Source organism: Pseudaquabacterium pictum (assembly GCF_005403045.1).
GTDB lineage: Bacteria > Pseudomonadota > Gammaproteobacteria > Burkholderiales > Burkholderiaceae_C > Pseudaquabacterium > Pseudaquabacterium pictum.
Map to the genome: position 1 here is coordinate 599,892 of NZ_BJCL01000002.1, position 23,055 is coordinate 622,946.

Consider the following 23,055-nt stretch of genomic DNA (forward strand, 5'->3'; position numbering starts at 1 on the left):
GGTCTCAGGGCCGGGGGGCCGATGCGGGCGCCGGCGTTGGGGTCTGCGCCGACAGCGGATCGTCGATCAGCGCCTGGCGGCCGGCCTGGTCCCAGCCGCCCGAGGCCCGCAGCAGGCGGGTGATGTCACGCTTGAGCTTGGACGGATCGGCATTCGCAGGCGCCCGCATCATCCACTCGCCCAGCGGGTCGACGATGTAGAGGTGGTCTTCCAGCGCCTGGCCCGGCGCCGGCTTCAGCCAGGCCGCCACCGTGGCGCGCGGCACGCGCAGCATGTGCATGCCCGGCGTGGCCGCCAGCGCCTGCTGCAGCGCCGGCTTCACCGGTGCGTCGTCGATGACCAGCCACAGCTTGTCGATGCGGTCGCGGTCGCGGCCGTTCATCTCGCGCAACTGCCGCTGCATGTACAGCCGCTGCTCGCAAGCCTCGGCACAGGCGCCGCTGTCGACGACCACCAGCAGCCACTGGCCGGCCAACCCGCGCAGCACCTGCGGTGCGCCGCCAGCCAGCGGCTGTGCCGGCACCGCGGGCATCGGCACGGTGGGCTGGATCAGGTCGCTGTAGGCGGTCGCACCGCCGGTGGGCCGCACGACGTAGTACAGCGTGTAGCTGGCGATCATCGGCGCGGCACAGGCCGCCACGATCAGCAGCATCTTGAGGCGGCCGCTCGTCCGTTGCCGTGTCATCGCGTCCACGGGGGTCGGCATCGAGTGCACGGTCAGGCCCAGGGGCTCGGAAGGTTCGTTCATGCAGCAGGCTCGGAAGGCGCGGCACCGCGGGCGCCAGCGCGCCAACGCGGTCGGAGGATCTGGAACCACAGCGTGAGGCCGACGAGCAACGCGCTGAGCGAAAACCACTGGAAGGCATAGCCGTGGTGCTTGCCGACGTCGACAGCCACCGCCGGCCAGCTGCGCAACAGGCCATCCTCGGGCCAGGTTGTGCTGGGCAGACCCTCAGCCGGGACCGGCTGCACCGGCTGCGTCTGCTGCACCGACAGCGGCCGCAGGGCCAGCCCGGTTTCCGCAGCAAATGCCGACACGTCCAGATTCTGCCGGATCGGCCCCTGCTCGGCCTCTGCCATGGCCAACAGCCTGGACGGTGGCGGGGCCAGCCGGCCGGTCACCAGCACCTCGCCCGGCTGGGCCGGCAGCGGCTGCAGGCGGCTGCGGTCGGTGAAGTCGCGCGGCATCCAGCCGCGCTGCACCAGCACCGCATCGCCAGGCCGGCCGCCATCGGCCAGCAGCAGCGGTGTCACGACGAAGAAGCCCTGGCGGGCGTTCATCTGCCGGTTGTCCAGGTACACGGTGCGCTCATGCAGCCAGCGGCCGCGCAGCTGCACCGGGCGGTAGTGCTGGGCAGCGGCAGCGGCCTCGTTGCGCGGCAGGTCAGCCTGCGGCAGCGGCGGCAGGCTGCCGCGGGCGGTGATGCGGGCCTGCAGGTCCAGCTTCTGCTGCGCGCGGTCGAGCTGCCACCAGCCCAGGCGGGCAGTGACGGCCACCGCCAGTGCGGCGGCCACCAGCACCACCACGCGGCGGCGCCCGGACGGCGCCGAAGGCCCGCGGCTCAGCATGCCGCCGCCCTGCCGGGATAATCCGCGCCGATGAAAACCGTGATCGTCATTGCCCTGGTGCTGGTGCTGGCCTCGTTGGCCGGTGCCGGATTGTTCATGCTGCGCAAGGGTGGCAGCAGCAGTTCCCGCGATGGCCGCATGGCGCGCGCGCTGGCGGTGCGGGTGGGACTGTCGATCGCGCTGTTCCTGTTCATCCTGCTGAGCTGGGCCATGGGCTGGGTGCGGCCCACCGGCTTGCCGATGGGCTGAGCCCGGACGCAGACAGTCCTGACGACTGGCTGCGCCTGGCGAAGCGGCCGAGCTCTGCGAGGCGGTGGGTGCCAGGCAACTGCGCCCCATGAAAAAGGCCGGCTGCAAGCCGGCCTTTGTTTGCGCAGGCGCAGCAGACTCAGTCGGCCGCAGCGACCACGTGCACGGCCACTTCGACGACCACGTCGCTGTGCACCGCCACCGACACCGGGAACTCGCCCAGGGCCTTCAGCGGGCCGTTGGGCATGCGCACCTGGGCCTTGGCCACGTCGAAGCCCATCTTCTTCAGGCTGTCAGCCACGTCGGCATTGGTCACCGAGCCGAACAGGCGGCCGTCCACACCGGCCTTCTGGGCGATGGTGACGGTCTTGCCGCCCAGCTTCTCGCCGACGGCTTGCGCGGCGGCCAGCTTCTCGGCGGCGGTCTTCTCCAGCTCCGCACGGCGGGCTTCGAATTCCGCGATGGCGGTGGTGGTGGCGCGGCGGGCTTGCTTGGTGGGGATCAGGAAGTTGCGGGCGTAGCCGTCCTTCACCTTGACCACATCACCCAGGTTGCCCAGGTTGGCCACTTTTTCGAGCAGGATCACTTGCATGGTGTGTGCTCCTTCAGACGCGGTGCTGGTCGCTGTACGGCACCAGCGCCAGGAAGCGCGCGCGCTTGATGGCGACGGTCAGCTGGCGTTGGTAGAAGGCACGCGTGCCGGTCAGGCGGGCGGGCGTGATCTTGCCGTTCTCGCCGATGAAGTCACGCAGGGTGTCCACATCCTTGTAGTCGATCTCTTCGACGTTGGCGACGGTGAAACGGCAGAAGCGCTTGCGCTTGAACAGCAGCGATTGCGTGTTGCGCTTGGGCTTGCGGTCCTTGGAGAACTTACCTTTACCACGGGGCGGGGGCATGGTGCACCTCTTTCAGATGGGTGCCGGGCGATCGGTGCCCGGCGTTGAATCAGGGGGATCGGGTGTCAGCTCGGTGATGTGGAACAGCATGCCGCGGCCGTTGCGTGCCATGCCCAGGAAGCCGCCGAACAGGCCGGTGGATCCGAGGGCCAGTGCACCCAGGGGCCGTGACAACGCGCCGATGGCCAGGGCCTTGATCTCCAGCGAGACCTGGCGTGGCTGCCCGTCTTCGGTGACCGTGCTGCTGTGCTGCAGCTTGCAGTCGATGGCCGGAAGACCGGCGGGCGTGTAGCGCACGGCGCCCCGCTCGACCAGCTGTGCCGACAGAACCAGACGGTTCATCGGCAGTGCCGGCTGCGGTGCGGCAGGGCCGTTCCAATCAGGCGCTGGCCTCCGGTGCGGGGGCCTTGCGGGCTTCTTCCTTCTCGACCGCCTTCATCATGACCGACGGGCTGGTCTCGGCCTTGGCCTTCACCACCGTCAGGTGGCGCAGCACGGCGTCGTTGAAACGGAAGCCGGTCTCGATTTCAGCCAGGGTGTCCTTGCTGCACTCGATGTTCAGGCACACGTAGTGCGCCTTGCCAAGCTTCTGGATCTGGTAGGCCAGCTGACGGCGGCCCCAGTCTTCGACACGGTGCACCTTGCCGGCGGCGGCGGTGACGATGCCCTTGTAACGTTCCAGCATGGCCGGAACCTGCTCGCTCTGATCCGGGTGGATCAGGAGCACGATCTCATAGTGACGCATGGACACTCCTTGTGGTTTCCGTGCCTTGTTCAGGCCCGGAAGCTGCCCGCCCAGCGACATGCAGGCGGTGCAGCAAGCGCCGTTCCACCAGCGTCATCCGGTGGCCCAGCAGAGGGAAAGCCCGCGATTATAGCGCGGATGGCGGGCCGGAGCGTGGATGCTCGGCCGGCCAGGGCTCGGGCTGGCGCAGCCGCTCGGCCATCGCCTGCTCGGCCGGCCCCGGCGCGGGTGTGATCAGGCTGACCACCAGCAGCACCACGCAGCCCAGCGGCACGCCGAAGACGCCGGCGGCCACCGGGTCGATGCCGAACCAGCGCAGGTCGGCCCCGGGCTCGCCCAGCCCGAAGAAGGCCCGCGGCCCGGCCAGGTTGCGGGCCATGTACCAGAGGCACAGGCCGGCGCCAGCCAGCATGCCGGCCACCGCGCCGGCGCGGTTGGCGCGCTTCCAGAAGATGCCCATCACCAGCGCCGGGAAGAAGGTGGCCGCGGCCAGCGAGAACGCAGCCGAGACGAACGGCAGGATGGCGGTGATGCGCAGCGAGGCCACCCAGGCCGCCAGCACCGCGGTGACCAGCACCATCAGCTTGCTGAACATCACCCGCTTGATGGCCGAGGCGTTGGGCCGCACGATGCGGAAGAAGAAGTCGTGCGACAGCGCGTTGCTGATGGTCAGCAACAGGCCGTCGGCGGTGGACAGCGCCGCCGCCAATCCGCCGGCGGCCACCAGGTAGGTGACGACCAGCGGCAGGCCGCCCAGCTCGGGCGCGGCCAGCACGATCATGTCGGCGCCCAGGCGCAGCTCGGCGAACTGCAGGAAGCCGTCGCCGTTGATGTCCTGCACCGACACCAGCGACGGATCGAGCTTGCTCCAGCGGCGGATCCATTCCGGCAGGCTGCCGAAGCTGGTGCCCACCAGCTCGGTGAACACCTGGTACTTGACCAGCACCGCCAGCGCCGGCGCGCTGAGGTAGAGCAGCACGATGAAGCTCAGCGACCAGCCGACCGAGCGCCGCGTCTGCGACACCGACGGCGTGGTGTAGTAGCGCGTCAGCACGTGCGGCAGCGCCGCCGTGCCCAGCATCAGGCAGAAGACCAGCGCCAGGAAATTGGCCCGCGCCTGGGTGCCGGCCGGCCCGGCGGCCTCCACCTGGCCAGCCTGCGGTGCCAGTCCGGCCAGGGGCTGGGCCTGGGCCAGGGCCTGGTCGCGCTCGCGCTGGTAGGCGGCGCGGGCCTCGGGCTCGCTGCGCGGCATGCGCTCCAGGCGGCGCTCGGCCTGCTGGATCTGGGCCAGCGGCGCGTTCTCGGCATGCATGCGCTCGATCTCGCGGCCCAGCAGCTCGGCATCGCTGGCCATGGCCGCGGGCACGTCGCGCAGCTTGCGCTGGGCCTCCTCGGCACGTTCGGTCAGGAGGCGGCGGACCTCGATCTCGGCCGGGTCGGCCAGCAGCTGGGCCTCGCGTTCGCTGACCACCTTCAGCTGCTGGTTGTAGGTGAACACCGGCAGCCACGAGCCGGTCTGGTTGTGGCTGAGCCACAGCACCGGCACGGTGTACGCGATGATCAGCACGATGTACTGCGCCACCTGGGTCCAGGTGACGGCGCGCATGCCGCCCAGGAAGCTGCACACCAGCACGCCGCCCAGGCCGACGAAGACGCCGATCTCGAACGAGAAGCCGGTGAGGTGCGAGGTGACCAGGCCGACGCCATAGACCTGCACCACCACGTAGACGAAGCTCACCAGCACGGTGGCCGCCACGGCGATCAACCGCACCGCCTGGCCGCCGTAGCGCGCCCCCAGGAAATCGGGGATGGTGAACTGGCCAAAGCGCCGCAGATACGGTGCCAGCAGGATCGCCACCAGGCAGTAGCCACCGGTCCAGCCCAGGATGTAGGCCAGGCCGTCGAAGCCTTGCAGGTAGAGCACGCCGGCCGTGCCGATGAAGCTGGCGGCCGACATCCAGTCGGCCGCGGTGGCCATGCCGTTGTACATGGCCGGCACACGGCGGCCGGCCACGTAGTACTCGGCCTCGTCGGTGGTGCGGCTGGCCAGGCCGATGCCGGCGTAGACCAGCACCGTGCCGATGAGGAAGCTGCCGCCGATCCAGCCGCGTGACCAGCCATGCCGTTCCAGCACCGCCAGCAGCACCACGAACAGCACCACCGCCGCGGTGAACAGCCCGTAGCGGCGGTGCAGCTTGCCGGCGAAGCGGCGGGTGGACTCGGCGCTGCCGGGGCGCAGGCTGGACATGGCGGTTCAGCCTGGCCGGGGCATCGACGGAGGCGGCGTCAGCGCGCGGCCAGGCGGGTCCAGGTGTCGACGACCGAATCCGGGTTCAGCGAGATCGAGACGATGCCCTCCTGCGCCAGCCAGTCGGCGAAGTCGGGGTGGTCGCTGGGGCCCTGGCCGCAGATGCCGATGTACTTGCCATGCGCACGGCAGGCGGCGATCGCCCGGCTGATCAGCGCCTTGACAGCCGGATCACGCTCGTCGAAGTCGGCCGCCAGCAGCTCCAGCCCCGAATCCCGGTCCAGGCCCAGGGTGAGCTGGGTCAGGTCGTTCGAGCCGATGCTCATGCCGTCGAAGTGGGCCAGGAACTGGTCGGCCAGGATCGCGTTGCTGGGCACCTCGCACATCATGATCACCCGCAGGCCGTTCTGTCCACGCGCCAGACCGCGGTCGGCCAGCAGGCCCACCACCTTCTCGGCCTGGCTGACGGTGCGCACGAAGGGCACCATGATCTCGACGTTGGTCAGGCCCATGTCGTTGCGCACCCGCTTGATGGCCTCGCATTCCATCGCGAAGGCATCGGCGAAGCCGCCGCTGATGTAGCGGCTGGCACCGCGGAAGCCCAGCATCGGGTTCTCTTCGTCGGGCTCGTAGCGGCTGCCGCCGATCAGCTTCTTGTACTCGTTGCTCTTGAAGTCGGACAGCCGCACGATCACCGACTTGGGCCAGAAGGCCGCGGCGATGGTGGCCACGCCCTCGACCAGCTTGTCGACGTAGAAGGCCCGCGGGCTGGCATGGCCACGCGCCACCGATTCGACCGCCTTCTTCAGATCCGGGTCGATGTTCGGATAGTCGAGGATGGCCTTCGGATGCACGCCGATGTTGTTGTTGATGATGAATTCCAGCCGCGCCAGGCCCACGCCGCTGTTGGGGATCTGGGCAAAGTCGAAGGCCAGCGTGGGGTTGCCCACGTTCATCATGATCTTCACAGGGCAGTAGGGCAGCTCGCCGCGTTTGACCTCGGTGACTTCAGTCTCCAGCAGGCCGTCGTAGATGAAGCCGGTGTCGCCCTCGCTGCAGACCACGGTGACGAGCTGGCCGTCGGTCAGGTGCTCGGTGGCGTCGCCGCAGCCCACCACCGCCGGGATGCCCAGCTCCCGGGCGATGATGGCCGCGTGGCAGGTGCGCCCGCCGCGGTTGGTGACGATGGCGCTGGCCTTCTTCATCACCGGCTCCCAGTTGGGATCGGTCATGTCGGTGACCAGCACGTCACCCGGCTGCACCTTGTCCATCTCGCTGATGTGCGAGACCAGGCGCACCGGGCCGGTGCCGATCTTCTGGCCGATGGCGCGGCCCTCGGCCAGCACCGCGCTGTGCCCCTTGAGCTTGTAGCGGTGCTCGGTCTGGCCGGCGGACTGGCTCTTCACCGTCTCGGGCCGGGCCTGCAGGATGTAGAGCTTGCCGTCCTCGCCGTCCTTGCCCCATTCGATGTCCATCGGCCGCTGGTAGTGCTGCTCGATGATCAGCGCGTACTGGGCCAGTTCGGCCACGTCGGCATCGCTCAGTGCATAGCGGTTGCGCAGCTCGGGCGGGTTGTCCACCGTGCGCACCAGCTTGCCGGTGGCCAGGCGCTCTTCCGTCGGCGCGAACTCCATGCGGATCAGCTTGCTGCCCAGGTTGCGGCGGATGATGGCCTGCTTGCCAGCCTTGAGGCCCGGCTTGTGCACATAGAACTCGTCGGGGTTGACGGCGCCCTGCACCACCGTCTCGCCCAGGCCGTAGCTGGCGGTGATGAACACCACATCCTCGAAGCCGCTCTCGGTGTCGATGGTGAACATCACGCCGGCGGCGCCGACATCGCTGCGCACCATGCGCTGCACGCCGGCCGACAGCGCCACGTCGGCATGGGCAAAGCCCTTGTGCACCCGGTAGCTGATGGCGCGGTCGTTGTAGAGGCTGGCGAAGACCTCCTTCATCTTGTGCAGCACGTCGTCGATGCCGTGCACGTTCAGGAAGGTCTCCTGCTGGCCGGCGAACGATGCATCAGGCAGGTCTTCGGCGGTGGCCGACGAGCGCACCGCGAAGCTGGCCGCCGGGTTGCCGGCGGTCAGCTCGCCGAACGATGCGCGCACGGCCGCCTCGAAATCCGGCGGGAACGGCGCGTCGGTCACCCACTGGCGGATCTCGGCGCCGGCCTTGGCCAGGGCGTTGACGTCGTCGGTGTCCAGCGCGTCGAGCCGGGCGTTGATCTTCTCGGTGAGGCCGCCGAACTTCAGGAACTCGCGGAAGGCATGGGCGGTGGTGGCAAAGCCGCCGGGCACGCGCACGCCGGTGGCGGCGAGCTGGCTGATCATCTCGCCGAGGCTGGCGTTCTTGCCGCCAACCACCTCGACGTCATGCATTCTCAGGTGTTCGAACGGGAGGACCAGGGCGGTCGCCAGATGGGTGGAAGACATGGGAAAACTCCGGGATGGTGGGAAAAGCGGGCGGCGGTCGCGCTGTCACCATCCACCGGGCCGGCCCACACGCCTGCGCCCGCAGCGGCACAGCGCTGGCTCTCGGGGGCGTGGCAGGCGGGGCACATGGCGGGTTGGGAGCGCGTGCGGCAGGTGTCGGGTGGCAAGGCGCCGGCAGGGCACGGCGCTTGCAAGAAGCGGTCCATTCTAAGGACGATGCCGCCTATCATGGGCCGTCGCCCCCCCCATCTCTGCACAGCATCCCACCACCATGCCCAACCGCAGCGTGTTCTTTGTCTCGGATGGCACCGGCATCACCGCCGAAACCTTCGGCAATTCCATCCTGGCGCAGTTCCCGGCTTTGCCGCGCCATGTGCGCCGGCCGTTCATCGAGACGCCCGACAAGGCCCGCGAGGTGCTGGCCGAGATCAACCAGGTGGCCGACACCGAGGGCAAGCGGCCGATCGTCTTCATCACCCTGGTCGACGACGCGGTGCGCCAGATCATCACCGGGCCCGACTGCCGGGGCATGGTGCTCGACATCCTGCAGGCCTTCGTGGTGCCGCTGGAGGCCGAGTTCGGCGTCAAGAGCAACCACCGGGTGGGCCGCTTCTCCGACGCGGCCAAGAGCAGCGAGTACAACGAGCGCATCGAGGCGATCAACTTCAGCCTGGCGCATGACGATGGCCAGTCGGCCCGCAACCTGGCCAGCGCCGACGTGATCCTGCTGGGCGTCAGCCGCAGCGGCAAGACGCCCACCAGCCTGTACCTGGCGATGCAGCACGGCATCAAGGCCGCCAACTATCCGTTGATCCCCGAGGACTTCGAGCGCCACAAGCTGCCCACGCCGCTGGCGCCCTACCTGAGCAAGTGCTTCGGCCTGACGATCGACCCGGAACGCCTGAGCCAGATCCGCAACGAGCGCCGCCCCGGCAGCAAGTACGCCGCGCTGGAGAACTGCCGCTACGAGGTGCGCGAGGCCGAGGCGATGATGCGGCGCAGCGGTGTCAGCTGGTTGAGCAGCACGCACAAGTCGATCGAGGAGATCGCCACCACCATCCTGCGTGACATCCGGCCCGATCGGCTGATCTACTAGCGCTGCAGCCCTTCAGCCGCCGGCGTGGCGGCCGATGTCCCCGGGATGATCCGCTGGCATCCGTGGGGCCCGATCGCAGGCAGGCGTGCGCTGCTGGCGCTGCTGCTGGCTGTCCTGCTGCCATGGTGCGCGGTGCAGGCCGCGGCGCCCGACGCCCATCCGGCGCCCGCCCTGGTGCTGGGCCCGCAGACGTCGGCGGCGGAACTGTGGCAGGCGCTGCGCGTGCGCACCGGCCTGCCTGGCGGCACCCACCTCGCCAACCTGCCCGCCGGCCTGGACGGCTGGCGCGCCGCACCGCCGACCACCGGCAACCTGGGCCCGCAGCGGCAGGCCGTGGCCCTGCGGCTGGACTGGGTGGTGGCCGCCGGCAGCGGCGGCGACTGGATGCTGGAGATCGACTACCCGTCGCTCGACCACATCGAGCTGCAGTTGCTGGGCCCGGGTGGCCGCATGCAGCGCTGGACCCTGGGCGATGCCCACCCGTTCAGCCAGCGCACGGTGGCCAGCCGGGCGTTCGCCGTGCCGCTGGAGCTGCAAGCAGGCCAGACCTACCAGCTGCTGGGCGTGGTGCGCACCACCGGCAGCATGATCCTGCCGATCCGGCTGGTGCGGCCCGAGGCCTTCCGGATGGATGAATCCCGCGCCGTGCTGCTGCAGGGCTGGCTGGGTGGCTCACTGTTCTGCCTGCTGGTCTACGCCCTGTCGCTCGGTCGGGCACTGCGCGAGCCGGCACACCTGTGGTTTGCGCTGAACGTGCTGGGCACCGGCCTCTTCTTCTTCAGTTACGAAGGCCTGGGCATGCAGCATGTCTGGGGCGAGGTGGCCTGGGCGCGCGACAAGATCACGATGCTCGCCGCGCTGCTGGGCCTGGGCAGCGCCTTCCTGTACGTGGACGCGGTGCTCGACCTGGCCCGGCATTCGCCCTGGCTCAGCCGCACCATGCGCGGCCTGGCGCTGCTGCTGGCGGCGGCGCTGGTGCTGTTCGCGCTGGGTGGCATCGACTACCGCACGGCCTACCTGGCGAATGTGGTGCTGAGCCCGGCGCCGCTGATCCTGGCGCTGCCCATGGCCTGGCGCCTGGCCCAGGCCGGCGACCGGGTGGCGCGCACCCTGCTGGTGGGCTGGGCGGTGTTCGGCGCCTGCGCGCTGTGCTTCACGTTGCTGCAGCGCGGCCTGCTGCCGATGGGTTTCTGGACCGGCCATGCCTTCCAGTTCGGCACGCTGGTCGAGCTGATGACCTGGATGGCGGTGCTGGGGTCACGCACCCGCGCCAGCCACCTGGCCGGTGTGCTGGCGGTGCGCGAACGCGACCTGCTGGCCACCATCGCCCAGACCGACGCGCTGACCGGCCTGCTCAACCGCCGCGGCCTGCAGGCGGTGGCCGAGCCGCTGCTGGCCCGCTGCGACACCCGCCGTGTCCATGCGGTCTACCTGATCGACCTGGATCGCTTCAAGCCGATCAACGACCAGCATGGCCATGACGCGGGCGACATGGTGCTGCGCAGCCTGGCCGACCGCCTGAAAGCGGCAGTGCACCCCGACGACCTGGTGGCCCGCATCGGCGGCGACGAGTTCGTGGTGATGACCGCCCGGCTGGACCGCGATGCCGACGCTGGTGCCCGGGCGCTGGGACAGCGGCTGCTGCAGACCGTGGCCCGGCCGTTCGACCTGGACGGCCATGCGCTGGACCTGGGCATGACCGTGGGCTATGCGCTGGCCCCGCACGACGGCCGGGTGCTGGGCGACCTGCTCAAGCGCGCCGATGCGGCGATGTACGCCGGCAAGCTGGCGGGCCGCGGTGGAGTGCGGCGCGGTGCGGCCAGTGCCGGCATGGCGGTGGAACACCACGACGCCGAGCCGGCGCATTGATGCGCAGGCCGGCACAGGTCGCCCGGTCAGCCGCGGCGCTGTGCCTCGTAGAAGCACACCGCCGCCGCCGCGGCCACGTTCAGTGACTCCTCGCCGCCGGGCTGGGGGATGCGCACCTGCAGCGCGCAGCGCGCCAGCAGGTCGGCCGACACGCCCTGCCCTTCATGGCCCAGCACCCAGGCGCAGGGCTGCGGCAGCGCGGCCTGGTGCAGCAGCTGGTCGGTGCCCAGGCTGGTGCCCACCAGCGGCACCTGCAGCGCTGCCAGGTCGTCGGGCAGCAGGCCTTCCACCAGGCGCAGGCCGAAGTGCGCGCCCATGCCGGCACGCAGCACCTTGGGCGACCACAGCGCCGCGGTGCCCTGCAGCGCCAGCACCTGGCCCACGCCGAAGGCCGCCGCGCTGCGCAGGATGCTGCCGACATTGCCGGCATCCTGCAGCCGGTCGAGCACCACGCTGGCGGCCCGCGGATCGATGGCCGGCGTGGCCGGCAGCGGCAGCAGGTAGCCGATGCGCGCGGGCGACGGCAGCGCGCTCAGGCCGTCGAACAGCGCATCGGGCACCCGCAGCACCCGCGGTGCCCACAGGGCCAGCGCACGCAGTGCCGGCTGCGCCCAGGCCGCCTGGCTGACCACCGCCTGCGCCGGCCGCTGGCCGCGCTGCTGCAGCGCGCTGCACAGGTGCTCGCCCTCCAGCCACAGCTCGCCGCTCTTGCGGTAGGCAGCCGGGTCGCGCGCCAGCTTGCGCAGCCGCTGCAGCAGCGGGTTGTCCTTCGAGGAGATGTCCAGCGGCTCGCTCATCGCTGCCCGGCCTCGATGACGGCCCGCACCGGCGCGTAGCTGCGGCGGTGGGCCGGGCAGGCGCCGTGCTGCTGCAGTGCGGCCAGATGCTCGGCCGTGGGGTAGCCCTTGTGGCCGGCGAAGTTGTAGGCCGGATGGGCGGCATGCAGCAGGTCGCACAGCCGGTCGCGGTGCACCTTGGCCAGGATGGACGCGGCCGAGATCGCCGCCACCTTGCTGTCGCCCTTGACGATGGCTTCGCCCGGCATCTTCAACACCGGCAGGCGGTTGCCATCCACCAGCACCTTGTGCGGCAGCAGGCGCAGCCCCTCCACCGCCCGGCGCATGGCCAGCATGGTGGCCTGCAGGATGTTGAGGCGGTCGATCTCCTCCACGCTGGCCTCGGCGATGCAGCAGGCCAGGGCCTTGGCGCGGATCTCGTCGAACAGCGCCTCGCGCCGGCGGGCGGTCAGCTGCTTGCTGTCGGCGAGGCCGCGGATCGGCTGCAGCTCGTCCAGGATCACCGCGGCGGCCACCACCGGGCCGGCCAGCGGGCCGCGGCCCGCCTCGTCGACGCCGGCCACCAGGCCCGGCGCGTCCCAGCGCAGGCCCAGTTGCTCGGGCTCAGCCTTGGAGGACTTGCGCGATGGCATCGGTGGCTTTCTGCGCGGTGTTCTGGCGCAGACTGAGGTGCAGGTCGTCGAAACGCCGGACCAGCGCGGCACAGCGCGGCGCATCGTCCAGCCAGGCCAGCCCCTCCCGCGCCAGGGCGTCGGGCGTGGCGGCGTCCTGGATCAGCTCGGGCACGACGAAATCACCGCTCAGGATGTTGGGCAGGCCGAACCAGGGCTGGTACGCCATGCGCCGCATGCGCCGCCAGTTCAGCCAGGCCAGGTGGTAGGTGATGACCATCGGCCGCTTGAACAGCGCCGCCTCCAGCGCCGCCGTGCCGCTGGCGACCAGCGTGACATCGCAGGCAGCCAGCGCGGCATGGCTCTGGCCGTCCAGCAGCTGGATGTCGGCGCCCGCGCCGTGCCGGGCCACGATCGGCGCCACCAGATCGCGCAGTCCGGGCGCCACCGGCAGCACAAAGCGCAGCCCCGGCCGGGCGCGGCGCATCAACACCGCCGCAGCCGCCAGGCGCGGCGCGATGTGGGTGATCTCGCTGCGGCGGCTGCCGGGCAGCAGGGCCACCACGGTGGCGGCCTCGGCCAGGCCCAGCGCGGTGCGTGCGGCGGCCCTGGGCACCTCCAGCTGGATGGCATCGGCCAGCGGGTGGCCGACGAAGGTGGCGGCCACGCCATGCTGCTGCAGCAGTGCCGGCTCGAACGGAAACAGGCACAGCACATGGTCGGCCGCGGCCTTCAGCTTGACAACCCGCTCGCCGCGCCAGGCCCAGATCGACGGGCAGACGAAGTGGATGGTCTTGAGCCCGCCGGCGCGCAGCCGCGTCTCCAGACCGAAGTTGAAATCGGGCGCGTCGATGCCGATGAAGGCGGCCGGCCGCTCGGCCAGCAGCCGGTCGCCCAGCTGGCGGCGGATGCGCAGCAGCTCGGGCAGGCGCTGGAGGGCATCGACATAGCCGAAGACGCTGAGCCGCTCCTGCGGCCACCAGGAGGCGCAGCCCTGGGCCTGCATGCGCGGCCCGGCAATGCCGCCGGCCTGCAGCTGTGGCCAGCGCTGCCGCAGGCCGGCCAGCAGCAGGCCGCCAAGCAGGTCGCCCGAGGCCTCGCCGGCCACCAGCGCGAGGCGGGGCCCCGTCGTCACTGCCATCGGTCGGCGGTCAGCGCACCAGGCCGCGCTTGCCGCTGTGGGCCAGGAAGTCGAGCATCAGCGCGATGTCGGCATCGGCACCTTGCCCGCGCAGGGCCTGGATCTCGCTGCAGGCCTGCTCCAGCGGCAGGGACGCGCGGAAGAGCAGCTTCTGCATCTTGCGGATCACCGCGATGCGCTCGGCGCTGAAATCGCGGCGCTTCAGGCCCACCAGGTTGACGGCCCGCGTGGCCAGCGGGCTGCCGTCCACCGTCATGAACGGCGCCACGTCCTGCGACACATGGCCCTGGAAGCCGACCATCGCATGGGCGCCGACCCGCACGAACTGGTGCACGCCGGTCGCGCCGCCCAGCACCGCCCAGTCACCGATGTGCACATGGCCGGCCAGCATCACGTTGTTGGCCAGGATGGTGTGGCTGCCCAGCCGCACATCGTGCGCCACATGCACGCAGGCCATGATCCAGTTGTCGCTGCCGATCCGGGTGACGCCGTCTTCCTTGAAGGTGCCGGTGTTGAAGGTGCAGAACTCGCGGATGGTGTTGCGGTCGCCGATCTCCAGCGCGGTGACCTCGCCGTTGTGGCTGATGTCCTGCGGCAGGGCGCCGATCGAACTGGACGGGAAGAACTTGTTGTCGCAGCCGATGGTGGTGCGGCCGTCGATCACCACGTGGGCGCCGACCACGGTGCGCGCGCCGATGCGCACCTGCGGGCCGATGATGGCGTAGGGGCCGACTTCGACATCCTCGGCCAGCTCGGCCTGCGGATCGACAAGGGCGGTGGCGTGGATGCGCGTCATGCCAGGCGCCCGCTCACGACACCTTGCGCATGGTGCACATCAGCTCGGCTTCCACGGCCGTCTCGCCATCGACACTGGCGCGGGTCTTGTACTTGTAGATGCCGCCGCGGGCGCGGTCGATGGTGGCTTCCAGGATCAGCTGGTCGCCCGGCTCGACCACCCGCTTGAAGCGGGCGCCGTCGATGCCGACGAAGTACACCACCGTGTCCGCATCCGGCTCCTGGCCCATCGATTCGAACGACAGCAGCGCGGCCGTCTGCGCCAGGGCCTCCAGCATCAGCACGCCGGGCATCACCGGGCGGTGCGGGAAGTGGCCGGTGAAGAACGGCTCGTTGATGGTGACGTTCTTCAGCGCCTTGATGCGCTGGTTCTTCTCGATCTCCAGCACGCGGTCGACCAGCAGGATCGGGTAGCGGTGCGGCAGCAGCTTCAGGATGCGGTGGATGTCGAGCACGGGGGCGGTCATGGTCTTGTCTTCTCCAGCGCCCGGATGCGGTCGCGCAAGGTGTGCAGCTGCCGCAGCGTGGCGGCATTCTTCTCCCATGACGCATTGTCATCGAAGGGAAACAGGCCGCTGTACTGGCCCGGCTTCAGGATGGAACGGGTGACCACCGTGGCGGCGGTGATGTGCACATGGTCCACCAGCTCCAGGTGGCCCAGGATGATGGCGCCGCCGCCGGCGGTGCAGTGGCGGCCGATCTTCGCGCTGCCGGCGATGCCGACGCAGCCGGCCATCGCACTGTGGGCGCCGATGTGCACGTTGTGGCCGACCTGGATCAGGTTGTCGAGCTTGACGCCGTCGTCCAGCACGGTGTCGTCGAGCGCACCGCGGTCGATGCAGGTGTTGGCGCCGATCTCGACATCGTCGCCGATGCGCACCGCACCCAGCTGCTCGATCTTGACCCAGGTGCCTTGGCTGGGCGCAAAGCCGAAGCCGTCGGCACCGACGACCACGCCGCTGTGCAGGATGCCGCGGGCGCCCAGCACGCAGGCATCGCCCACGGTGACACGTGGCGCCAGGCGCGTGCCCTCGCCGATGGCGGCGCCGGCGCCGATGTGGCCGTGCGTGCCGACCACCACCCCCGCGCCGATGCGTGCGCTGGCGCCCACATAGGCCAGCGCGCCGATGGTGGCGGTGGGGTGGATCAACGCGCCGGGCTCCACCACGGCGCTGGGGTGCACCCCCGGCACGGCAGCCGGCCGGGTGCGTGCCGCCCACCACTGGGTGAGCCGGGCAAAGTACAGGTAGGGGTCGGGCGTGACGATGGCCGCACCGCGGGCCAGTACCAGGTCCTGCTGGGCCGGCGCCACCACCACGCAGCCGGCGGCCGAGGCGGCCAGCTTGGCCGCATAGCGGGGGTTGGCCAGGAAGCTCAGGCTGCTGGCGTCGGCCGATTCCAGCGGCGCCAGCCGCGTGATCGCCAGATCACCGTCACCGTGCAGCACACCGCCCAGGGCGGCCACCACATCGGCGAGCCGCACGGGGGTGGGCACGGGATGCGGACCGCTTACTTGCCGCCGGCGTTCAGGGCCTTGATCACCTTCTCGGTGATGTCGACCCGGGGCCCGGCGAAGACCACGTCCTGCAGGATCAGGTCGTACTTCTCGGTCTCGAAGATCTGCTTGATGACCTTGTTGGCCCGCTCGACGATGCCGGCGGTCTCTTCATTGCGGCGCTGGTTCAGGTCTTCCTGGAACTCGCGGCGCTTGCGCTGCAGATCGCGGTCCTGCTCGACCAGCTCGCGCTGGCGGCGGTTGCGCTCGCTCTCGGGCAGCGTGGGGGCGTCTTTCTCCAGCTTGTCGGCGGCGGCCTTGAGCTTGGCGCCCTGGTCGTTCAGGTCCTTGTCGCGCTTGCTGAAGTCGGCTTCCATGCGGGCCAGGGCGGCCTTGGCGGGAGCGGCCTCGCGCAGCACCCGCTCGCTGTTGACGTAGCCGATCTTGAGCTCTTGCGCCAACGAGGTGCCTGCCGCCAGCAAGGCCGACAGGCCGATCAGGCTGGAGGCAACCGCTGATTTGGCCAGGGACTTCAAAGACATCGTGATCATCAGAACGCAGTCCCGATCTGGAATTGAAAACGCTGGATTCTATCCGTGGGCTGCTTCTTCAACGGCACCCCCCAGCTGAGCTTCAGCGGGCCCACCGGCGAGATCCACGACAGGCCCAGGCCGGCCGAGGCGCGGATGCTGGCACCGGTGATCTTCTCGCCCTCGCGCCAGACATTGCCGGCATCGGCAAAGGCGAAGATGCGCAGCGACTTGTCGTTGCCGGTGCCGGGCACCGGGAAGTACAGCTCGCTGTTGAGGTTGATCTTGCGCGCGCCACCGATGTAGGCGCCGGTCGGGTCGATCACACCCAGCGAGTTCTGCTCGAACACCCGCACCGAGCCCAGGCCGCCACCGTAGAAGTTCTTGAACACCGGATACGGCCGGCTGCCCTGGCCGATGCCCCAGCCGACTTCGCCGTTCAGGCCCAGGGTGAGCTTCTGCCACAGCGGGAAGAACTGCTGGTACTGGCCATTGAGGCGGACGAAGCGCACATCACCGGCGATGCTCCACTCGACGTTGACGCGCTGGTACCGGCCCGCGGTGGGGCTGATCGCGCTGTCACGCTGGTCACGCGCCCAGCCCAGGGTCAGCGGCAGCGAGGTGGAGTTGGCACCGTACAGCCGGCGGTAGTTGAAGTACTGCGCCGGGATGCCCGAGCTGGCGCCGATGTTGGTCTGCTCGATGCCGATGCCGAAGAACACCGTGTCGTACTCGGAGAACGGCACGCCGAAGCGGATGGCACCGCCCGGGTTGGCGATCTGGTACTGGTCGCCCAGGCTGTTGAACGGCCGCGAGGTGCGGTAGTACAGGTCGATGCCGCGCGAGATGCCGTCCACCGTGAAGTACGGGTCGACGGTGGAGAACACCAGGCTGCGGCCGGTCTTGCTGGTGTTGACCTCCAGCCCCAGGTAGTTGCCCGAGCCGAACACGTTCTCCTGCTTGACCGAGGCGCTCAGCGCCAGCCGGTCGGCGCTGGAGAAGCTGACGCCCAGCTGCAGGTTGCCGGTGGGCCGCTCGGTGACGTTGACGGTGAGGTCGACCTGGTCGGCGGTGCCGGCCACTTCGTTCTCGTTGACCTCCACCTCCTTGAAGTAGCCCAGGCGGTCGACCCGCTCGCGCGACATCTTGATGCGCTCGCCGTCGTACCAGCTGGACTCGAGCTGGCGGAACTCCCGCCGCACCACCTCGTCGCGGGTGCGGGTGTTGCCGGCCACATCGATGCGGCGCACGTACACCCGGCGCTGCGGATCGGCCGCCAGCACCACGCCCACCGTGCCGTTGGCACGGTCGATCTCGGTGCGGGCCTCGACCCGGGCAAACGCATAGCCGAAGTTGCCGAAGCGGTCGGTGAAGGCCTTGGTGGTGGCGGTGACGGCGGCGGCGCGGTATGGCTCGCCGGCGCGGATGCCGATCAACTGCTTGAACTCCTCGTCCTTGCCCAGGTACTCGCCTTCCAGGCGCACGCCGGTCACGGTGTAGGGCTGGCCTTCCTTGACCGTGATGGTCAGGCTGATGTCCTGCTTGTCGGGCGAGATGGTGACCTGGGCGTTCTCGACGTTGAACTCGAGGTAGCCGCGGTTCAGGTAGTAGGCGCGCAGGTTGTCCAGGTCGGCATTGAGCTTGGCGCGCGAGTAGCGGTCGTTCTTGGTGTACCAGGTCAGCCAGCCGCTGGTGGTCAGGTCCATCAGGCCGGTCAGCTCGCTTTCCTTGAAGACCTTGGCGCCGACGATGCGGATCTCCTTGATCTTGGCGGCATCGCCTTCGGTCATCGTGAAGCTGACGTTGACGCGGTTGCGCTCGGTCGGCGTGATGGTGGTGACCACCTCGGCGCCGTAGAGGCTGCGCGACAGGTACTGGCGCTTGATCTCCTGCTCGGCGCGGTCGATGAGGGCGCGGTCGAAGGGCAGGCCCTCGCCGATGCCGCTGTCCTTGAGCGACTTGACCAGCACGTCCTTGTCGAATTCCTTCAGGCCGACGAAGGTGACGGTCTCGATGACCGGGCGCTCCTCGACGATCAGCACCGCGATGCGGCCCTCGATCTCGATGCGCACATCCTTGAACAGCCCGGTGGCGAACAGCGCGCGCAGCGCGGCGGCGCCCTTGTCGTCGCTGTAGGTGTCGCCCACGCGGAACGGCAAGGCCGCGAACACGGTGCCGGGGTCGGTGCGCTGCAGGCCTTCGACACGGATGTCCTGCAGCACGAAGGGCTCGATCGCCTGGACTGCGGGGGCGGCCAGCGCGGCGGCGATGGCCACCACGGCCATGGCAGGGCGGAACAGGCGATGGGGGGGCAGGGGAAGCATCGGGAATGGGCGGTCAGTGCAGGCCCAGCAAGCGGGCGACATCGTTGAAGAGGGCCACCGACATCATCATCAGCAGCACGGCGACGCCGCCGCGCTGCAGGCGCGCCAGCCAGGTCTCGGACACGGGGCGCCCGGTCAGGGCCTCGAAAATGTAATACATGAGGTGGCCACCATCGAGCATGGGCAGGGGCAGCAGGTTCAGCACCCCCAGGCTGACGCTGACCAGGGCCAGGAAGCCCAGGTAGTAGGCCAGGCCCTGCTGCACCGACTGGCCGGCCACGTCGGCAATCGTCAGCGGGCCGCTCAGGTTCTTCAGCGAGGCCTCGCCGATCAGCATGCGGCCGATCATGCGCAGCGTGAGTGCCGAGACCTCCCAGGTGCGCTGGGCTCCCTGCACCAGGCCGTCGATCGGGCCCAGCTGCACGGTGACCAGCGCGGCCGGTGCGCCGATGAAGGCATCCACCCGCCCCAGCGTGCGCTCGCCATCGCGCACCGCACGCGGCGTGATGTCCAGCGTGCTGACCTGGCCGCCGCGCTCGATCTGCCAGACCATGGGCCGGCCTTCGCTGCCCTGCACCGCGGCGCGGATGCGCTCGCGCAGCGACTGGGCGTCGGCCACTGCCGCACCGTCCACACGCAGCACCCGGTCGCCCTGGCGCAGCCCGGCGGCGGCGGCCGGGCCACCGGCCTTGACCTCGCCCATCACCGGCTCGCTGTAGGCGCCGCCCAGGCCCACCCGCTTGACCAGGTCGGCATCCATCTCCTGCGCGCCCAGTTCGTCCAGACCCAGGCGCACCTGGCGGGCGCCGCGGCCGGCGGCGTCGCTGACCTGCAGCTGCAGCGGCTGGCCGATCATCAGCGCCTGGGTGACATGCCAGCGCAGATCGTTCAGCGAGCGCACATCCTCCCACTCGCCGTCGGCGTTCTGGCGCGCCTGCACCCAGTCGCCGGCGCGCAGGCCGGCGCGTTCGGCAATGCTGCCGGCCACCGGCGCACCGAGCACCGCCTTGGGCTCCTCGACGCCGATCCAGTGCGAGCTGGCATACAGCAGCACCGCCAGCACCAGGTTGGCCAGCGGGCCGGCCAGCACGATGGCCGCGCGCTGCTTCAGCGGCTTGCGGTTGAAGGCCATGTGCTGCTCATGCGGCGCCACCGGGCCTTCGCGTTCATCGAGCATGCGCACATAGCCGCCCAGCGGCAGCGCCGACAGCACGAACTCGGTGTGGTTGGGCGAGGTCTGCCGCCGCCACAGCACCTGGCCGAAACCGACCGAAAAGCGCAGCACCTTGACGCCGCAGGCCACGGCCACCCGGTAGTGGCCGTACTCGTGCACGACGATCAGCACGCCCAGGGTCAGCAGGAAGGCCAGCACGGTGGTGATCATCGGGTCAGCTCCTCGGCGTGGGCCTGGGCATGGCGGCGGGCGCGCTGGTCAAGGGCCAGCAGGTCGTCCAGCGAAGCGGCATCGGCCGGCGTGGGCAGCAGGCCGGCCACGGCCTCGGCATTGATGCGGTGGATGTCGGTGAAGCGCACCCGGCCGGCCAGAAAGGCAGCCACCGCCACTTCGTTGGCTGCATTGAGCACCGTGGTGCTGCCCTCGGGCGCGGCCAGCGCGTCGTAGGCCAGGCCCAGGCCGGGGAAGCGCCCATGGTCGGCCGGCTCGAAGGTCAGCGGCTTGCACGTCAGGAAGTCCAGCGCGTCGGCGCCCGAGGCGGCGCGGCCCGGCCATTCCAGGCCGACGCTGATCGGCACCTTCATGTCGGGCGTGCCGAGCTGGGCCAGCACGCTGTTGTCGCGGCAGACCACCATCGAATGGATGATGCTCTGTGGGTGCAGCACCACCCGCACCTGGGCGGGCGCCAGGTCGAACAGCCAGCGCGCTTCGATCACCTCGAGCGCCTTGTTCATCATCGTGGCCGAATCCACCGAGATCTTGCGGCCCATCACCCAGTTGGGATGGGCGCAGGCCTCATCCGGCGTGACGGTGTGCAGCGTGGCCGGGTCGCGGGTGCGGAACGGCCCGCCGGAGGCGGTGAGCACGATGTGGTCGATGCGGTCAGCCCAGGTGCCACGGTCTTCGGGCAGGCACTGGAAGATGGCGGAGTGCTCGCTGTCGATGGGCAGCAGCAGCGCCCCGCCCTGCTGCACCGCCTGCATGAACAGCCGGCCGCCGACGACCAGCGCCTCCTTGTTGGCCAGCATCAGCCGCTTGCCGGCGCGCGCTGCGGCCAGGCAGGCCGGCAGGCCGGCGGCGCCGACGATGGCCGCCATCACGCTGTCGACCTCGGGGTGGGCGGCCAGGTCGCACAGCGCCTGCGCACCGTGCAGCACCTCGGTGGCCACACCGGCGGCCTGCAACTGGGTGCGCAAGGCAGCGGCCTGGGCCGGCGTGCCCACGGCGGCAAAGCGCGGCCGCCACTGCAGGCACAGCGCGGCCAGCGCATCCACCTTCTGGAAGGCGGTGAGGGCAAACACCTCGTAGCGGCCGGGATGCAGCGCGATCACGTCCAGCGTGCTGCCGCCCACCGAACCGGTGGCGCCGAGGATGCACACGCGTTGAACCATCGAAGAAGCTTTCACCAGAGCGGTTTGAGACTGATCAGCGCCAGGGCGGCGGGCAGCACCGGCAGCAGCGCGTCGACCCGGTCGAGCACGCCGCCATGACCGGGCAGCAGCGCGCTGGAATCCTTGGCGCCGGCGGCACGCTTGACCAGCGATTCGAACAGATCGCCGACCACGCTCAACGCCGTCAACAGTAAAGCTGCCAGCAACAAGCCGCCCCAGCCGAGGGTCTGCTGCAGCAGCTTGAAGACGCTGGCCGAGCCCAGCTCGAACTGCGATTCCAGCGCGATCCAGGCCAGCGCCAGCAGCAGCACGCCGGCCACGCCGCCGTACACGCCCTCCCAGCTCTTGCCCGGGCTGATGGTGGGCGCCAGCTTGTTGCGACCGAAGGCACGGCCGCAGAAGTAGGCGGAAATGTCGGCCGCCCACACCACGCACAGCACCGACAGCAGGAAGTTGATGCCGATGGTGCGGGCCTGGGCCAGCGCCAGCCAGGCCAGCCACAGCAGGCCCAGGCCCAGCGCCCAGCGCAGCAGCGGCGGCCACTTGGGCCAGCCGGCCGGGCCGGCACGCAGCACCAGCGCGCCACCGACGATCCAGGCCAGCGTGCCGGCATTCCACAGCCCGCCGGCCTGGCCCATCGCCGGCAGCCGCAGCAGGCTGGCGCCGCACAGCACGGCCAGCAGCGCGCCGCTGGCCAGCGCCGGCACGGCCGTGGTGGCGCCGTTGAGCCGCGCCCATTCCCAGCCGGCGGCGCTGATCAGCACACCGGTGAACAGCGCGAACGGCAGCGGGCTGCGCGCGAACAGCGCCGGCAGCAGCAGCGCCAGCAGCACCAGGGCGGTGATCACTCGCTGGCGGAGCATGCGGTTCTAGCCGGCAGGCACGTCGGCATGGCCGGGCGAGACCGCGCCGAAGCGGCGTTCGCGCGCGGCATAGGCGGCCAGCGCCGCATCAAGCGCATGCACATCGAAGTCGGGCCACAGGCAATCGGTGAACACCAGCTCGGAATAGGCCACCTGCCAGAGCAGGAAGTTGCTGATGCGCACCTCGCCGCCGGTGCGGATGAACAGGTCGGGGTCGGGCGCGTGCTTCATTGCCATGTAGCCCGACAGCCGTGCCTCGGTGATCTCGTCGGGCTGCAGGCCGTCGGCCACCGCGTGGCGGCAGGCCTGCACCACATCCCAGCGGCCGCCGTAGTTGAAGGCCACGCTCAAGGTGATGCGGGTGTTGTGGCGGGTGGTTTCCTCGGCCTCGGCCCAGGCGGCACGCAGCCGGTCGGAGACCGCATTGCGGTCGCCGACGATGACGATCTTGACGCCATCGCGCGCGAGCTTGCCCAGGTACTTGGTGACAGCCACCAGCACCAGACCCATCAGGCCGGAGACTTCGTCCTCGGGCCGCTTCCAGTTCTCGGACGAGAAGGCGAAGACCGTCAGGTATTCGACACCGCGGTCGGCGCAGGCGTTGATCACCTTCACCAGCGCATCGACCCCCGCCTTGTGGCCGAAGAAGCGCGGCAGGTAGCGCTTCTTCGCCCACCGGCCGTTGCCGTCCATCACGATGGCCACGTGGCGTGGCACCGACAGGTCTCTTTTCATCGTGCCGAGGAACCACCAAGCAGAAGCCGCGGAACCGGCTTCGCCGGGCCGCTGGGTTCGCCCCCCCGGGGGGGAGCGCCGAAGGCGCTACG

Annotated in this window: 23 protein-coding genes; 3 read left to right on the forward strand and 20 right to left on the reverse strand. The window is 70.1% G+C overall.

Annotation, left to right across the window (positions count from 1 at the left end; genetic code table 11):
- Positions 1-4: 4 nt before the first annotated feature.
- On the reverse strand, positions 5-748 hold the full coding sequence (locus FFT10_RS06745; protein ID WP_228026981.1) for an SCO family protein: 744 nt from the start codon (positions 746-748) through the stop codon (positions 5-7).
- Positions 745-1,569 carry an SURF1 family protein gene (locus FFT10_RS06750; RefSeq protein ID WP_137731999.1) on the reverse strand — a complete coding sequence of 275 codons (825 nt, stop codon included), beginning with the start codon at positions 1,567-1,569 and terminating at the stop codon, positions 745-747. The genes FFT10_RS06745 and FFT10_RS06750 overlap by 4 nt, the downstream gene beginning before the upstream one ends.
- 30 nt (positions 1,570-1,599) lie before the next feature.
- On the opposite strand from FFT10_RS06750, the gene FFT10_RS06755 reads away from it, so the two are divergent.
- Positions 1,600-1,818, forward strand: coding sequence for a twin transmembrane helix small protein (locus tag FFT10_RS06755; RefSeq protein WP_137732000.1), 219 nt, complete (start codon positions 1,600-1,602; stop codon positions 1,816-1,818).
- Positions 1,819-1,957: 139 nt separating this feature from the next.
- On the opposite strand, the gene rplI is transcribed toward FFT10_RS06755, so the two are convergent.
- From rplI to ppsA, 6 genes are all read right to left on the reverse strand, one after another.
- On the reverse strand, positions 1,958-2,410 hold the full coding sequence (rplI, locus tag FFT10_RS06760) for a 50S ribosomal protein L9 (protein WP_137732001.1): 453 nt from the start codon (positions 2,408-2,410) through the stop codon (positions 1,958-1,960).
- A 13-nt stretch (positions 2,411-2,423) separates the two neighbouring features.
- On the reverse strand, positions 2,424-2,714 hold the full coding sequence (gene rpsR / locus FFT10_RS06765; RefSeq protein WP_137732002.1) for a 30S ribosomal protein S18: 291 nt from the start codon (positions 2,712-2,714) through the stop codon (positions 2,424-2,426).
- Between the two features lie 12 nt (positions 2,715-2,726).
- Positions 2,727-3,056 (reverse strand): primosomal replication protein N, encoded by a 330-nt coding sequence (priB, locus tag FFT10_RS06770; RefSeq protein ID WP_137732003.1) that lies wholly within the window; start codon positions 3,054-3,056, stop codon positions 2,727-2,729.
- Between the two features lie 37 nt (positions 3,057-3,093).
- Positions 3,094-3,459 carry a 30S ribosomal protein S6 gene (rpsF, locus tag FFT10_RS06775; protein WP_137732004.1) on the reverse strand — a complete coding sequence of 122 codons (366 nt, stop codon included), beginning with the start codon at positions 3,457-3,459 and terminating at the stop codon, positions 3,094-3,096.
- A gap of 127 nt (positions 3,460-3,586) precedes the next feature.
- A complete protein-coding gene (locus FFT10_RS06780; protein WP_137732005.1) occupies positions 3,587-5,707 on the reverse strand; it encodes a sodium:solute symporter family protein in 2,121 nt (706 codons plus the stop codon).
- Between the two features lie 38 nt (positions 5,708-5,745).
- The gene (gene ppsA, locus FFT10_RS06785; protein ID WP_137732006.1) at positions 5,746-8,142 is read right to left on the reverse strand and encodes a phosphoenolpyruvate synthase; all 2,397 of its coding nucleotides are present in this window, start codon (positions 8,140-8,142) and stop codon (positions 5,746-5,748) included.
- 271 nt (positions 8,143-8,413) lie between these two features.
- Here ppsA and ppsR point away from each other — a divergent pair, with 271 nt between their 5' ends.
- Both ppsR and FFT10_RS06795 read left to right on the forward strand, forming a co-directional pair.
- Positions 8,414-9,238 carry a posphoenolpyruvate synthetase regulatory kinase/phosphorylase PpsR gene (ppsR, locus tag FFT10_RS06790; RefSeq protein WP_137732007.1) on the forward strand — a complete coding sequence of 275 codons (825 nt, stop codon included), beginning with the start codon at positions 8,414-8,416 and terminating at the stop codon, positions 9,236-9,238.
- A gap of 45 nt (positions 9,239-9,283) precedes the next feature.
- Positions 9,284-11,107, forward strand: a complete 1,824-nt coding sequence (locus FFT10_RS06795) for a diguanylate cyclase (RefSeq protein ID WP_137732008.1) — start codon at positions 9,284-9,286, stop codon at positions 11,105-11,107.
- A 26-nt stretch (positions 11,108-11,133) separates the two neighbouring features.
- Here the strand turns inward: FFT10_RS06795 and FFT10_RS06800 are convergent, their stop codons facing one another.
- The 12 genes from FFT10_RS06800 to uppS are packed head-to-tail and all read right to left on the reverse strand — an operon-like array spanning position 11,134 to position 22,963.
- On the reverse strand, positions 11,134-11,904 hold the full coding sequence (locus FFT10_RS06800) for a TrmH family RNA methyltransferase (RefSeq protein WP_137732009.1): 771 nt from the start codon (positions 11,902-11,904) through the stop codon (positions 11,134-11,136).
- Positions 11,901-12,536 carry a ribonuclease HII gene (gene rnhB, locus FFT10_RS06805; RefSeq protein ID WP_137732010.1) on the reverse strand — a complete coding sequence of 212 codons (636 nt, stop codon included), beginning with the start codon at positions 12,534-12,536 and terminating at the stop codon, positions 11,901-11,903. The genes FFT10_RS06800 and rnhB overlap by 4 nt, the downstream gene beginning before the upstream one ends.
- Complete coding sequence (gene lpxB / locus FFT10_RS06810) at positions 12,508-13,656, reverse strand: lipid-A-disaccharide synthase (RefSeq protein ID WP_137732011.1); 1,149 nt, start codon at positions 13,654-13,656, stop codon at positions 12,508-12,510. The genes rnhB and lpxB overlap by 29 nt, the downstream gene beginning before the upstream one ends.
- A gap of 10 nt (positions 13,657-13,666) precedes the next feature.
- Positions 13,667-14,452, reverse strand: coding sequence for an acyl-ACP--UDP-N-acetylglucosamine O-acyltransferase (lpxA, locus tag FFT10_RS06815; protein ID WP_137732012.1), 786 nt, complete (start codon positions 14,450-14,452; stop codon positions 13,667-13,669).
- 13 nt (positions 14,453-14,465) lie between these two features.
- The gene (gene fabZ, locus FFT10_RS06820; protein WP_228026982.1) at positions 14,466-14,918 is read right to left on the reverse strand and encodes a 3-hydroxyacyl-ACP dehydratase FabZ; all 453 of its coding nucleotides are present in this window, start codon (positions 14,916-14,918) and stop codon (positions 14,466-14,468) included.
- A complete protein-coding gene (lpxD, locus tag FFT10_RS06825) occupies positions 14,915-15,946 on the reverse strand; it encodes a UDP-3-O-(3-hydroxymyristoyl)glucosamine N-acyltransferase (protein ID WP_137732013.1) in 1,032 nt (343 codons plus the stop codon). Before lpxD ends, fabZ begins: the two co-directional genes overlap by 4 nt.
- Positions 15,947-15,960: 14 nt before the next feature.
- Positions 15,961-16,482 (reverse strand): OmpH/Skp family outer membrane protein, encoded by a 522-nt coding sequence (locus FFT10_RS06830; RefSeq protein ID WP_373282472.1) that lies wholly within the window; start codon positions 16,480-16,482, stop codon positions 15,961-15,963.
- 14 nt (positions 16,483-16,496) lie between these two features.
- Positions 16,497-18,800 (reverse strand): outer membrane protein assembly factor BamA, encoded by a 2,304-nt coding sequence (bamA, locus tag FFT10_RS06835; protein WP_137732015.1) that lies wholly within the window; start codon positions 18,798-18,800, stop codon positions 16,497-16,499.
- A 13-nt stretch (positions 18,801-18,813) separates the two neighbouring features.
- Entirely contained in the window at positions 18,814-20,184 is a 1,371-nt protein-coding gene (rseP, locus tag FFT10_RS06840; protein ID WP_137732016.1) for an RIP metalloprotease RseP, read from the reverse strand.
- On the reverse strand, positions 20,181-21,365 hold the full coding sequence (dxr, locus tag FFT10_RS06845) for a 1-deoxy-D-xylulose-5-phosphate reductoisomerase (protein WP_137732017.1): 1,185 nt from the start codon (positions 21,363-21,365) through the stop codon (positions 20,181-20,183). The genes rseP and dxr overlap by 4 nt, the downstream gene beginning before the upstream one ends.
- Before the next feature lie 11 nt (positions 21,366-21,376).
- Positions 21,377-22,228, reverse strand: a complete 852-nt coding sequence (locus FFT10_RS06850) for a phosphatidate cytidylyltransferase (protein ID WP_137732018.1) — start codon at positions 22,226-22,228, stop codon at positions 21,377-21,379.
- A 6-nt stretch (positions 22,229-22,234) separates the two neighbouring features.
- Positions 22,235-22,963: a polyprenyl diphosphate synthase gene (gene uppS / locus FFT10_RS06855; RefSeq protein WP_137732019.1), complete on the reverse strand. Its 729-nt coding sequence runs from the start codon at positions 22,961-22,963 to the stop codon at positions 22,235-22,237.
- Between the last annotated feature and the right edge of the window lie 92 nt (positions 22,964-23,055).